The 13,729-nt window shown below is 56.3% G+C and carries 11 protein-coding genes; all 11 read left to right on the top strand.

Going from position 1 to position 13,729, the window contains the following annotated elements:
* Positions 1-11: 11 nt before the first annotated feature.
* The 11 genes from OL236_RS05440 (at position 12) to pepD (ending at position 13,711) form a co-directional block, all read left to right on the top strand.
* Positions 12-260: a cell division protein ZapA gene (locus tag OL236_RS05440; RefSeq protein ID WP_009646223.1), complete on the top strand. Its 249-nt coding sequence runs from the start codon at positions 12-14 to the stop codon at positions 258-260.
* A gap of 180 nt (positions 261-440) precedes the next feature.
* Positions 441-1,142 (top strand): precorrin-2 C(20)-methyltransferase, encoded by a 702-nt coding sequence (gene cobI, locus OL236_RS05435; protein WP_264919604.1) that lies wholly within the window; start codon positions 441-443, stop codon positions 1,140-1,142.
* Positions 1,143-1,156: 14 nt separating this feature from the next.
* Positions 1,157-2,113: an ABC transporter substrate-binding protein gene (locus OL236_RS05430; protein WP_265071623.1), complete on the top strand. Its 957-nt coding sequence runs from the start codon at positions 1,157-1,159 to the stop codon at positions 2,111-2,113.
* A complete protein-coding gene (locus tag OL236_RS05425) occupies positions 2,110-3,120 on the top strand; it encodes a FecCD family ABC transporter permease (protein ID WP_265071622.1) in 1,011 nt (336 codons plus the stop codon). Before OL236_RS05430 ends, OL236_RS05425 begins: the two co-directional genes overlap by 4 nt.
* Positions 3,120-3,902 carry an ABC transporter ATP-binding protein gene (locus tag OL236_RS05420; protein ID WP_009646216.1) on the top strand — a complete coding sequence of 261 codons (783 nt, stop codon included), beginning with the start codon at positions 3,120-3,122 and terminating at the stop codon, positions 3,900-3,902. Before OL236_RS05425 ends, OL236_RS05420 begins: the two co-directional genes overlap by 1 nt.
* A gap of 110 nt (positions 3,903-4,012) precedes the next feature.
* A complete protein-coding gene (locus tag OL236_RS05415; RefSeq protein ID WP_264919106.1) occupies positions 4,013-4,918 on the top strand; it encodes a LysR family transcriptional regulator in 906 nt (301 codons plus the stop codon).
* A 34-nt stretch (positions 4,919-4,952) separates the two neighbouring features.
* On the top strand, positions 4,953-8,498 hold the full coding sequence (gene smc / locus OL236_RS05410; protein ID WP_265071621.1) for a chromosome segregation protein SMC: 3,546 nt from the start codon (positions 4,953-4,955) through the stop codon (positions 8,496-8,498).
* Between the two features lie 28 nt (positions 8,499-8,526).
* On the top strand, positions 8,527-9,450 hold the full coding sequence (ftsY, locus tag OL236_RS05405) for a signal recognition particle-docking protein FtsY (RefSeq protein WP_265071620.1): 924 nt from the start codon (positions 8,527-8,529) through the stop codon (positions 9,448-9,450).
* A 123-nt stretch (positions 9,451-9,573) separates the two neighbouring features.
* Complete coding sequence (typA, locus tag OL236_RS05400) at positions 9,574-11,391, top strand: translational GTPase TypA (protein ID WP_006193030.1); 1,818 nt, start codon at positions 9,574-9,576, stop codon at positions 11,389-11,391.
* 200 nt (positions 11,392-11,591) lie between these two features.
* A complete protein-coding gene (locus OL236_RS05395; protein ID WP_265071619.1) occupies positions 11,592-12,152 on the top strand; it encodes a cell division protein SepF in 561 nt (186 codons plus the stop codon).
* Between the two features lie 110 nt (positions 12,153-12,262).
* Positions 12,263-13,711, top strand: coding sequence for a beta-Ala-His dipeptidase (gene pepD / locus OL236_RS05390; protein WP_265071618.1), 1,449 nt, complete (start codon positions 12,263-12,265; stop codon positions 13,709-13,711).
* The last annotated feature ends 18 nt before the right edge of the window (positions 13,712-13,729 follow it).

The raw sequence follows: 13,729 nt of genomic DNA, 5'->3' as shown, positions 1-13,729 counted from the left end.
CGGGTGAAACGATGGAAAAGAAGAAGGTAGTCGTTGAGATATTCGGCGAAGTGTATCCGCTCAAGAGCGATGAACCTGCCGACTATGTGCGCCAGCTTGCCAAGCTCGTGGATGATAACATGCGCGACGTCGCCAAAAAGACCCGCAGTTTCTCGGGCACGAAGATCGGCGTGCTCGCCGCTTTGCAGCTTGCCGATGAATACTACAAGCTGAAGAAGGATTACGACGAATTGCTCGCCCTTTTGGAAGAGCCGAAATAGGCAAGAGATGAATGTTTGTGATGCCTCTGCAGTCTCCTAAACATGACCTTGCCATTCCTTGAAGGAATGGTATATAATGGCGAGAGGGAATTGCCCCCAGAGGCGAATATGAACCGCTCGAAGCTGGTGCAGTTGTGCCCGCTCGGGCGGTTCTTTTGTAGAAGCAATAGGAGGTATGGTATGAAGGGAACATTTTTCGGCATTGGCGTGGGACCGGGTGACCCCGAGCTTTTGACGGTCAAGGCAATTCGTGCGATGGAGAAGGCAGATGTGCTCATCGCGCCCAAGACGGAGAAGAAGGACGGTAGCGTCGCGCTTTCCATCGCGCGTCCTTACTTGAAGAAGGATATCGAGATCGTCTATCAGGTCTTTCCGATGGTTGCGAATTTTGCCGAGTCCACGAAAGCATGGGAGGAGAACAAGGCAGAGATTCTCGCACTCTTGGAGGCGGGAAAGAATGTGGCGTTCCTGACCTTGGGTGATCCGATGTTTTACAGCACTTACATCTATGTCTATCGTTTGCTTGAGCATGAAGCGGTGACGATCGAGACGATTCCGGGGATTCCGGCGTTCTGCGCCATTGGCAGCAAGCTCGGCTATCCGATCGTCGAGGGAAACGATATTCTTTCCATCATTCCGGCGACGGCTTCGCCCGAGAAGATTGCCAAGATCCTGCCCGTGACGGACAATGCCGTCCTGATGAAGGTATACAAGAACTTCCCCGAAATCGCTGATATGCTCAGCGAAAGCGGCTTGGCGAAGGATGCCGTGATGGTGAGCCGCTGCGGCCTGCCCGATGAGGAACGCATCGATGATATCGAGGCGCAGAAGGATAAGAAGGTCAATTACCTGTCGACGATTCTGACGCGACGCAATGCTTGAAGGAGGTCTTGAACATGTGCGGAAATTTTTATAGGGCGTTTGCTCTTTCCCTTTTGGTCGTGATGCTTGCAATTCTTGCAGGATGCGGTGCGAAGGAAGCGGCGAAGACGGAACAGGGCGCAAATTTTGCCGTAATCAAGGACGATATGGGGCGCGAGGTCGCACTTGGAAAGAAGCCGGAGCGCATCGTCGTGCTGTCGGCATCGTTCCTTGAGCCGCTTCATGCCGTGGGCGGCGATGTCGTTGGCCGGCCGGATTCCAAGACGAAGATGCCCGATTATGCCAAGGACAAGGCAAGCGTTGGCGAGGTCTACCAGATCGATGTGGAGAAGGTGCTCGCTTGTCAGCCCGATCTCGTCATCGTCAATAAGGGCATGAACGAAAAGCTCCTGTCGACGCTTGAGGCAAATGGGATTCCGTCCATCGTCATCGACATGAAAAGCTACGAGGACGTGAAGCGCGAGGTCAGGATTTTTGCGCAGGTCACAGGAGAAAAGGAGAAGGGCGAGACGCTTGTCAAGGAGATGGACGAGAAGATTCAGGGCGTCCTTGCACGCGTGCCAAAGGAGAAGAAGCGTGTCGCCATCCTGCACAGCACGTCGCAGGGCTTGAGCGTGCAGCTCGACGGCAGCATCGCAGGCTCCATCGTCAAGATGCTCGGCTGGGAGAACGTGGCGAGCGGTATGACGCCGCTGGAGAAGAATCCCGATGCTGCGCCATACAGCATGGAAACTCTCGTCGAGCAGAATCCGGACATCATCTTTGTCACGAGCATGGGCAAGATGGATGAGATCAAGAAAAATATGGAAAAGACGATCGCTGAAAGTCCCGCGTGGCAGAGCATTCCTGCAATTCAGCAGGGAAAACTCTATTACCTGCCGCAGGATCTCTTCCTTCTGAGTCCCGGACTGCACTATCCTGAAGCCTTCGAGATGATGGCGAAGCTCATCTATCCTGAGGTATTTCCATGAGCGGTGCGGAAGGTGCGGAAACAAAATTCAGCGCTTTCAGGCGGCGAATATCCATCGTGGCGGTATTCGCCGCTTTGGCATGCGTCGGCTTCGTCTTGAGCATCATGAAAGGATCTGTCGAAATTCCCGCAGCAGAAATAGGACAGACGCTCACAGAGGGCGTTGAGGGTATACACGCGCAGATCCTCATGAATATCCGTCTGCCGCGCACGATCGTGGCGGCGCTCGTCGGCGTCCATTTATCGCTTTCAGGCGCTATTTTGCAGGCGATCATGAAGAATCCCCTCGCCGACCCGCACATCATCGGCATCTCGTCGGGGGCGGGACTTGCGGGCATCTTTGTCATGCTCGTCTTTCCCGGGCACGAGGCCTTCGTGACGCCCGCCGCCTTTCTCGGCGCGATGGCGGCCGCTGTCGCCATCTACTTGCTCGCTTGGAAGAACGGCATCCGGCCGATCCGCATCATCCTGGCGGGCGTCGCCGTCTCGGCTTTTCTCGGCGCGGGCATCTCCGCCCTGATGATCTTTTACAGCGACCGCGTGCACGGCGCCTTGATGTGGATGGTAGGCGGTCTGTCGGCGCGCAGCTGGCCGCAGGTTGACATGATCTTCCCGTATACGATTGTTGGTCTCGTGCTCGCCCTCGCCTTCTCGCGCAAGCTCAATATCCTGCTCCTGGGCGATGAGATCGCGCGGAGTCTCGGCCTTCGCGTCGAGGTCACGCGCCTTTTGCTTACGGCGATCGCGGCTCTTCTGGCAGCGAGCGCCGTTGCCGTCGTCGGACTCTTGGGCTTTGTCGGACTCATCGTGCCTCATGCGGCTCGGCTTCTGGTCGGCTCGGACTATCGCTTTCTTCTGCCCGCGTCCGCGCTCTTGGGCGCGGCTGTCGTGACTTTGAGCGATACGTTCGCACGCACGGCATTTGCGCCTGTCGAACTGCCCGTCGGCATCCTCATGGCTGTCCTCGGTGCGCCGTTCTTCTTGTTTCTGTTGAGGAGGGAACTTTGATGTCTGTGACGGTTCGCCATCTTTCGGTGGCGCTCGCAGGAAAAACAATCCTGCACAATCTGAACGTCGAATTTCCCGTCGGCAAGCGCACGGCGATCATCGGCCCGAACGGCGCGGGAAAGTCGACGCTTCTGCGCGTGCTTGCTGCCTTGAATCCCAAGTATGAGGGCGAGGTGCTGCTGGACGGTACGGACATCCATGCCATCCCGCGAAAATCGTTGGCGAAGCGCCTCGCCATCCTGCCGCAGGGACTTGCCGCTCCGCCCGATCTCACGGTGGAGGCTCTCGTCGACTATGGCCGCTATCCGTACCGCAGTTGGCGCACGATCGGCCGCTCGAAGGAGGATCGCGAGGCTGTCGCACAGGCGCTGGCCGAGACGCGGCTGGAAGCGATGCGCACCCGTCAGGTCATGTCGCTTTCGGGCGGCGAGCGTCAGCGCGCCTGGATCGCCATGGCGTTGGCTCGCCAGCCCGAATACCTGCTGCTCGATGAGCCGACGACATACCTCGACATTGCGCATCAGCTTGAAGTCATGGAAATCATCAAGCGGCTCAATCGAGAGCATGCGATGACCGTCATCATGGTGCTGCATGACATCAACCATGCTTTGCAGTATGCGGACGAGATCGCCGTCATCAAGGATCGACAGATTTTCAGCACGGGAACGCCGCACGATGTGCTGAACGTCGCGATGCTTGCTGAGGTCTTCGGCGTGCGCGCCGACATTTTTACCAATAGTCAAGGAGCGCAGGTGCTGTCGCCTGTTTCGCTCGTGCGGTAAATGTCGTGTCAGGATTTTAATGACGATATGTCGGTTCCTATGGAATTTTCTCTATAAGATTCCTCACAGTTATGGTATAATACCTAGTGAGAACTGGAGGAGGGAATAGCTTGGAAATTCGACAATTGGAATATTTTTGCACGCTCGCCCATCTCGAAAACTTCACGCGCACGGCGGAGGCTCTCCACGTTTCCCAGCCGTCTGTCACGAAGGCGATCAAATCGTTGGAGTCCGAGATTGGCCTGATGCTCGTCGATCGTCGGCAGAAGCGTGTGTCTTTGACGATGGAGGGAAGGGCATTTCTGCTTCATGCGGAGGAGATCATGCAGGCGGTCGAACGTGCGGAGCAGGATATGCTGCGTTTTCGCCCCGATGCTCGGCGGACGGTTCACTTCGGTCTGCCGCCGATGCTTGAGGCGTATCTTTTTCCGGACTTTTTTACGAAGTTTACGGCGGCGCATCCCGACATCAATCTCGATGTTTGCGAATACGTCGATTCCGTCGAGGTCAGGGCGAAGGTGGAGGAAGGGCTGCTCGACTTCGGCGTCGTTCTTGCGCCTGCAGTTAAGACGCACCGCAATGAGATGGCTGTGCTCAAGGATAAGATGGAGTTGTGTCTGCCGCTCGATCACCCGCTGACGGCGCGCGAGCATGTGGCCGTCGCCGATCTCCGTCGTGAGAAGTTCATCATGCAGCAGCCGAATACGTATCAATACGATACGGTTTATCGCAGCTGCGTGGAAAACGGTTTTACGCCCGAGATTTTGCTTTGTACGTCGCAGCTCAAGACGATCAAGCAGCTCGTCGCGAACAGCCTCGGCATATCGATTTTGCCGGATTTTGTGACGCGCAGCGAGACGATCTTTGCACGTCGTCCCCTTGTGCCGGAGATGGAAATCCAGGTCAATCTTTTCTGGAGTCCGCAGAAGCGCCTGAGCGAGACGGGACGCAAGGTCGTTTCCTTCATGGAGGAGTACACGACGACGGATGAGTTCAGGGAACGTTTTCGCCAGTGAGGCGATGTAAGAAATATGGGCTGGTGAAAAAGTTTTGCAGTTGAAACGCCTCGAAGCCTACGGCTTCAAATCGTTTGCCGATAAAGTCGAGATCGAGTTCCATGCGGGCGTTACGGCGATTGTCGGGCCGAACGGCAGCGGCAAGAGCAACGTCACAGATGCGGTGCGCTGGGTGCTCGGCGAGCAGAATGTGCGCGCCCTGCGCGGTTCGAAGGCCGAGGACATCATCTTTACGGGCAGTGCGACGCGGCGTGCCATGGGCGTTGCAGAAGTCTCCCTCTTCTTTGAAAATGAAGGGGATATGCCCGTTGATTACCGCGAAGTCGTCGTGACGCGCCGTCTTTTCCGCTCGGGCGAGAGCGAGTTCTTCATCAATAAGTCGCGCTGTCGCCTGAAGGATATCAGCAACCTTTTCGCCGATACGGGACTCGGGCGCGATGGCATGAGCGTCATTGGTCAGAACCGCATCGATGAGATCCTGAACAGCAAGCCTGAGGAGCGTCGCCTTTATTTTGAAGAAACGGCGGGCATCACGAAGTACCGCAACCGCAAGCGCGAGTCGATGCGAAAGCTGGAAGACATGCAGGGGAATCTCGTGCGCGTCAGCGACATCATGCAGGAGATCGAAGGGCAACTCGAACCTCTTGCCGAGAGCGCAGAGAAGACGCGCCGCCACGATGATCTGCAGACGGTCTACAGGCGCTGCGCCTTGACGGAACTTTTCCAGCGTGAGGGTCAGCTCAAGAAGGAGCGTGCAGACAGCGCGGGCAAGATCGAGGCGATGCGCGATGAGGCTCTGGCTGTCGAGACGCAGGTGCGCTTGCTGGATGTGAAGAAGGAAGAACTCGATCAGGCGATCCTCGTTCTGGAAGAAAAACTGCAGGAGCAGGCGGAGAAGAACAACGCGCTGAGGACGCAGATCGAGCAGGCAAACAGCGAAATCGCCATCTTGGAGGAGCGAGCACATCAGCATGACGCCTTGAAGGCGCGTCTTCTCCAACAGCGTGCGGATTTTGAGAGCACTGCCGGAGAAGCTGCTGCTGAGAAGCAGCGGCTCTTTGCTGTCGAAAAGGAGCTTCTTGAAAAGCATGCGGCGATCGATGCCGCCATAGCGAAGGATCGCGGCTCGCTCAAGGCTCTGGGCGAGAAGCTGCGCGAGGTCAAGGAGAAGCATCGCACGCTCGCGGACAAGAAGGATGCAGCGCAGCGCGACATGCTCGCGCGGGAAAATGAGCTTCTGCTCATTGAGCATGAGTTGGAACGGTATTCGACGAGCGGCACGGAACGTGCCGATGAGCTGGAAAGAGCGACAGCGGCAGTTGACGCTCTGACGACTGAGGCGAAGGCAATCGGCGAAGAGCGACGCAGGCTCGAAGAAGAGCGCAGGACGCTCGAAGAAGAACGCACGAAGAAGACGCAAGAGAAGGAGCATTTGGACGAGAAGCTCCGCACGCTGCTTCATGCGGAGAATCGTACGAAAGAAGAGCTGCACGCAGATGAGAACAAGCTCAAGTTCCTGCGCAACATGCAGGCGTCGTACGAAGGCTTCGCGCGCGCGCCGAAGGCTGTACTGCAGGCGAAAGAACCTTGGCAGAAGGGCGTCGCGGGCGCTGTCGCCGAGCTTGTTTCCGTGCCGCATGAGTACATCCGCGCCGTCGATGTCGCCTTGGGCAGCAGTCTGCAGAACATCGTGACGGAGGATACGGATACGGCGAAGGCCGCCATCGCCTTTCTGAAACGCGCACGTTTGGGACGCGTGACGTTCCTGCCGCTTTCGACGCTCGTCGTGCGCCGCTCACAGGATGAGGCGGCGAAGAGGGAAGCGGGCGCCATAGGCTTTGCCAATGAGCTGGTCGGTGCGGATGCGAAGTACCGAAAAGTCGTGGACTTTCTGCTGGCCCGCACGCTCGTTGTCGATACGCTCGATCACGGTCTTGCCATCGAGAAGAAGATGGGGTGGCGGCTGCGCATCGTGACGCTTGACGGCGAATTGCTGAATCCCGGCGGCTCGCTTTCGGGCGGCGGCAGGCAAGGGCAGGAGACGAGCTTTCTCAATCGCGGCGGTGAGATCGAGCGCTTGGAAAAGAGCGTGCGGGACGCGGAAGAAAAGCTTGCTGCGCTTTTGAAAGAGCGCACGCTTTTTGACAAGGCGGCGAAGGAAATGGCCGAGGCGCTGGAATTTGTTGCCCGCTCTTTGCAGCAAAAGGATGTGTATGCAGCGGAACTGCGCGTCAAGGATGAACGCATCGCCGAGGCGCGAAAAGAGAAGGAAAAGGCGAGAGAGATGCTCAAGAAGCTTGCAGAAGAGGCTGAAATGACCTTTTCCAAGGCGCAGGCGAAGAAGAATGACGCCGTGCAGCAGGCGAAGGCCGCGCGCCGCCTGTACGAGAAGATGGAGCGGGAGACAAAGGAGAGCGAGGAAGAGCTCGACGATCTTGAGCAGGATGCTGACGACCTCAGCAAGTATATCAACGAGCGGGAGCTAAAGCGCGCCGTCCTTGAGCAGGAGAAAATCCGTGCGCGTGAGCAGGCGCTCCTAAAAGAGAAGGAAGAGACGAGAGCGAAGGAGCAGGCGGAAAAAACGCGCGAGGAAGAAATTGCGCTGGATGAAGAACAGAGCAACGGCGGCACGAAGCGCGAGGAAATCGCCGCGCGGGTTGCTGCGTGGCAGGAAAAGCATGCCGAGGGAAAAGCCGCCTACGACAAGCAGTATCAGGAAAAACTCGAACGTCATGCGGAAAACCAAGAGAATGACAAGGCGGCGAGGGTAGCAGGGCAACGACTCTCAGAGATGCAGGGCAAGCTGCATCAAATGGAAATTGCTGCCGCCGAGGTGCATGTGAAGCTTGAGCAGGTGCAGGTGGAGCTTTTAGAGCAGTATGGGCATACATGGGAAACGGCAGCGGAAGAGGCGCTCGATCTGACGGGCACGGAGCTTAAGAAGAAGATGCAGGACATCTCCCGTGCGCTCGCAGAACTCGGTCCCGTCAATCCCAACGCCATACGCGAGCATGAAGAGCTTGTGGAGCGCCATGAGTTCATGGGCAAGCAGGCGGCGGATCTCGAAGCAGCGCGCGAAAATCTCATGGCGATGATTCATGAGATGGACGTGACGATGACGCGCCAGTTCAAGGCGGCGTTCGAAGAGATTCGCGGTTATTTTGCCGACATATTCGTGCGCCTCTTCGGCGGCGGCAAGGCGGAGCTTTTTCTGACCGATGAGAAGGATGTGCTCCATGCTGGTGTGGAAATTGAGGTGCAGCTGCCGACGAAGAAGCGCCAGAATCTCTCCGTACTTTCGGGCGGTGAGCGTGCCCTGACGGTCATCGCATTGCTCTTTTCTTTTTTACGCTACCGTCCCGCGCCATTTTCCGTGCTCGATGAGATCGATGCGCCGCTCGATGAGGCGAATGTCGCTCGTTTCGGCAAGTTCCTCGGTGAATTTGCTGAGAATACGCAGTTCATCGTCGTCACGCACCGAAAAGGGACGATGGAAGCAGCTGATTTCATGTACGGCATCACCATCGAGGATGCAGGCGTGTCGCGCGTTCTTTCCGTGCGCCTCGACGAAGCGATTTGAGGGAGCACGTTGATAAATTGGAGGTATTATGGGATTTTTTGACCGATTGAAAAAGGGGCTTGCCAAGACACGCGAGACCTTTACGAACAAGATTGAAAAACTCATCATCGGCTATGCAGATATCGATGACGATCTGCTCGATGAGCTGGAGGAAACTCTGATCATGTCCGATGTCGGCGTGAAGACGACAGAAAGACTCATGGCAGATGTACGAAAGGGCATCAAGAAAAAAGACATCAATACGCCGGAAGATTTGAAGCCCTTCCTCGCTGAGAAGATTTCCGAAATCCTTTCAACAGGTTCGGACGAAACGCGTATCGCTTCGGCAGGGCCTACGGTGCTCCTCGTCATTGGTGTCAACGGCGTCGGCAAGACGACGACGATCGGCAAGCTCGCCGCCTACTACAAGGAGCAGGGCAAGTCGGTTATGCTCGCTGCCGCCGATACCTTCCGCGCTGCCGCTATCGATCAGCTGCAGATCTGGGGTGATCGCACGGGGGTTCCTGTCATTCGCCACGAGGAAGGCTCCGATCCTGCCGCCGTCGCTTTCGATGCGGTCAAGGCGGCGAGGGCGCGCAGCATCGACGTCCTGATCATTGATACGGCGGGGCGTCTGCATACGAAATCGAACCTCATGGAAGAGCTGAAGAAGATCAATCGCGTGATCCAGCGTGAGATTGCTGAGGCGCCGCATGAGACGCTGCTCGTCCTCGATGCGACGACGGGGCAGAATGCGATCAGTCAGGCAGATCTCTTCCAAAAAGCGGCGGCAATCACGGGCATCGTTCTGACGAAGCTCGACGGAACGGCGAAGGGCGGTGTCATCATCGGCCTGAAATCGGAGCTTTCCATGCCGGTGAAATGGATTGGCGTCGGCGAGGGAGTCGACGATCTGCGCCCGTTCATCGCCAAGGATTTCGCGCGCGCCCTCTTCGGGCTGAATGTAGAATGAATCGCTGCAGGATGCAGAAAGCAAACGTATTTTCGTCAGGGAAAATGATTTGACATTGCAGGACAACTATAATAAAATTGTACTGCTATAGGTGAAACATATTTAGGAGGACATCGGACAAAAATGAGTGTAAATGAAAAGTTGAGGAATATCGCGATCATCGCCCACGTCGACCATGGAAAGACGACGCTGGTTGACGCCATGCTGCGGCAGAGCCATGTTTTCCGCTCGAATGAGCAGGTGGCAGAGCGCGTCATGGATTCCGGAGATTTGGAGCGCGAGCGCGGTATTACGATTCTTTCCAAGAATACCTCGATCCTCTACAATGACGTGAAGATCAACATCGTCGACACGCCGGGTCATGCGGATTTCGGCGGCGAGGTGCAGCGTGTGCTCAACATGGTGGATGGCGTGCTGCTGCTTGTTGACGCCTTCGAGGGTCCGATGCCTCAGACGAAGTATGTCTTAAGAAAGGCGCTTGAGCAGAAACTTAAGCCCATCGTCGTCATCAACAAGATCGATCGCCCCGATCAGCGTGTTGATGATGTTTATGATGAAGTTCTTGAGCTTTTCATGGAGCTTGATGCGGACGATGAGCAGCTGGACTTCCCTTGCATCTACGCAACGGCGCGCGAAGGCATTGCGAAGTACAACATGGAAGACGAGAGTGACAACCTCGTCCCCTTGCTGGAAACCATCATTAAGGACATCCCTGCCCCTTCGGGTGATGCAGATGGTGCGCTGCAGATGATGGTTACGACGCTCGAAGCCGATGAGTATGTCGGCAAGGTTGCCGTCGGCCGAATCATCCGCGGCGGTGTGAAAACGAACCAGAGTGTTGCTCTCCTGAGCGGCGACCATGAGTCGAAGGCGCGCGTCGGCAAGATCTTTGTCTATCAGGGCTTGAAGCGTGTCGAGGTACCTGAGGCACAGATGGGCGATATCGTTGCCCTGACGGGTCTTGGTGATGTCAGCATCGGCTATACGGTGGCGGATGCGGAAAATCCCGAAGCTCTGCCGACGATCAATATCGACGAGCCGACGCTTTCCATGACCTTCGGCGTCAATACGAGTCCCTTTGCCGGCAGGGAAGGGCAGTTTGTGACCTCGCGCCATCTGCGTGACCGTCTCTTCAAGGAAGTGGAGACGAATGTCAGCCTGCGCGTGGAGGAGACAGATTCCGCCGATGTCTTCAAGGTATCGGGACGCGGCGAACTGCATCTTTCCATCCTCATCGAAACGATGCGCCGCGAAGGCTATGAACTTCAGGTCGGCAAGCCCGAGGTCGTCTACAAGACGATCAACGGGCAGAAGTGCGAGCCGATGGAAAACTTGACGATCGAAGTTCCCCAGGAGTATATGGGGGCGGTCATGGAGTCTCTGGGCACGCGCAAGGCGGAGCTTTCCAATATGACGGAGGTTTCGGGCTACATGCGCATGGAGTTCGTCATTCCTGCACGCGGACTCATCGGCTTCCGCTCGGAACTTTTGACGAATACGAAGGGAAACGGCATCATGAACCATGTGTTCTGCGGCTACGTCCCTTTCAAGGGAGACATCCCTGGGCGCACGCGAGGCTCGCTCGTCGCCTTCGAGCAGGGGGAGACGACGGGATATGGCATCTACACGCTGCAGGATCGCGGCACGATGTTCATTTCGCCGGGTCAGCAGGTCTACGAAGGCATGATCGTCGGCGAAAATTCGCGCGAACTCGACATCGACATCAATCCGTGCAAGAAGAAGAATGTTTCCAACATGCGCACGTCTTCTTCCGATGAGGCAATCCGCCTTGTGCCGCCGCGCATCTTGAGTCTTGAGCAGGCGCTTGAGTACATCAACGAGGATGAACTTGTCGAGGTCACACCGGAAAATATCCGCTTGCGCAAGGCGATACTCGATCGTACGGCTCGCGGACGTGCGAATAAAAATGCACGAAAGTAACAGCAATGGCAGGACTTTTCGATGGGAATATCTATCTTATGCGCCCATCGGGAAAACTTTTTCCAGAGGCTTAACTTTTTTTAGAGGATTTCCGAAAGAAAGAGCGAACATAATAAGCATGATTCATTAAGAGGTTTCCAATCGTTTGTTCGGTTTATTTTGTCGCTATCATGGAATTATTACGCTGGAGGCGGAGTGCGGTGGATTTTTTGAAAAGGGTGACGGACTTCCTCATGCCCGTGGAGGAAGAAGAAGTCGTCAAAACAGAGTCGGCAAGGAAAGAGGAGCAAGAAGAGGAACGTATGATGAGCGCTGACTCTTATGAGGAACGCAAGGTTTCTAACGGTGCATCAATTTCCTATGCGTCGGCAGAGCCGCCGATGTATCCATCTGCGTCAGAGCTGCGCCGCCCGCGCTATACGACGGCGGTGCATGCGCCGCGCACGCGTGTGACGGTTCAGCAGGAGCGTCCGAAGCTGACGGTTCATACGACGCAGATTCCTTCGCTCAACGTGAAGATCTATGTGCCGCGCAGTTTCGATCAGGTTCAGGAAATCGCCGATGATTTGAAGGCCGGCAGGGCGGTGCTCGTGAATTATGAGCGCGTTGAGCTTGAGGAGCAGTGCCGTCTCTGCGATTTCATCAATGGTGTGTGCTACATTATGAACGGTGAAGTCAAGCGCGTTTCCACGGCCATGGTGCTCTATGCGCCGGATGGCGTGAACGTCTATGAGGCCGAGCCGATTCCCTTGCAAGATTGAATATGAGGTGTCAGGAGGCTTTCCTTGCGGATGCAGGGAATGGATGCTTCCTTGGGCAGGGCAGTCAGGCTTGATTGCCCTGCTTTTTCTATGGAAAGAAGGAGCGACTTATGAAAAAGAGCGATATTTTAGAAAGTGTCATGAAAGAGTTTCGTGCCCTCGCCGCGATTCCGCGCCCATCGGGACACGAGAAGGCAGTCAGCGACTATCTCCTCGCACATTTGCGCGAGATGGGGCTTGAGGTCGTGCAGGATGAGAGGAACAACATCATCGCCGATCTTGCCGCTGCGCCAGGCAGAGAGAATGCCTCGCGCGTCATTCTCCAAGGGCACATGGATATGGTTTGTGTCGCTGCACCGGGCGTCGCTTATGATCCGCTGCACGATGCCATCCGACTTGTGGAAGAGGGCGATGTCCTGCATGCGGCAGGGACGAGCCTTGGGGCGGATGATGGCATCGGCGTCGCCATCATCCTGCACATCTTGCGCCACGTGAAGGAGAACGGACCCGTGCGTGCGATCTTCACCGTTGACGAAGAACGCGGCATGACGGGCGCCATCCACTTGGCGGAGAAATATCTGAAGGATGCGCAGTATCTGATCAACTGCGATTCGGAGAATCTCGATGAGCTTTGTGTCGGCAGTGCGGGCGGAGTCGATCTGACATTTTCGCGCACGATGAAGTTTGTTGCTGCTGCGAAGGGAAAAGCGTGGCAGATTGCCGTCGAAGGACTAAAAGGCGGGCACTCGGGCGAGGAGATAGGTGAAGGACGCGCCAATGCACTGCGTCTATTGTCCTTGGCGCTGGCAGGACTGCAGGAGGCAGGCGTGGATTTCTCACTTGCCTCGCTTACGGGCGGTAAGGCGAAGAATGCGATCGCGTCGGAGGCGGAGGCAATCGTCGTGACAGAGGCGACGGAGGAAGCCCTGCGCGAAGCCTTGGGGCAGGAAGAAGAGAAGTTTCGTCGGACGTACAGCGTAACAGAGCCGTCGCTTAAGTTGTCACTTGCAGAAGCGCCGCATACAGAGAAGACTTTTGCGCCAGAGGATGCAGCAAACTTGCTGCGCATCCTGCGCCTTTTCCATACGGGCGTCTACCAGATGTCCGCCGTCACGCCGGGCATGGTGGAAACCTCTGCGAATCTCGGCGTCGTGCGTATGGAGGGTGCGGACATCGACATCGACTTTTATCCGCGTTCCAGTGTGGAGGGCAAGCTCTTTGAATTTTGCCGCATGGCGAAGGATTTGGCAGAACTTACGGGCTTTGCGCTTCATATCGGCACGATTGCGCCGAGTTGGGACGAAGACAGGGACAATCCGCTCGCGAAACTCATCGCGGAGGTTTTTGAGCAGCGCATGGGCAAGCCGATGAAAGTCGAGACAATTCATGCGGGGCTGGAGTGCGGTTGGTTCTATCGTAAGAATCCGCAGATGAAGTTCGTTTCCGTCGGCGTGACGACGCACGACATTCACAATCCTAAGGAAAGTCTTGAACTGCCAACCGTAGCGCCGTTGGTAGAAATTCTTTCCCAGACATTGAAAAAACTCGCTGAGCAATAACGCTCGGCGAGTTTCGTC

The sequence above is a fragment of the Selenomonas sputigena genome (genome assembly GCF_026015965.1).
In the GTDB taxonomy this organism is placed as follows: Bacteria; Bacillota; Negativicutes; order Selenomonadales; family Selenomonadaceae; genus Selenomonas.
This window is presented reverse-complemented; position numbering and strand designations above follow the sequence as displayed.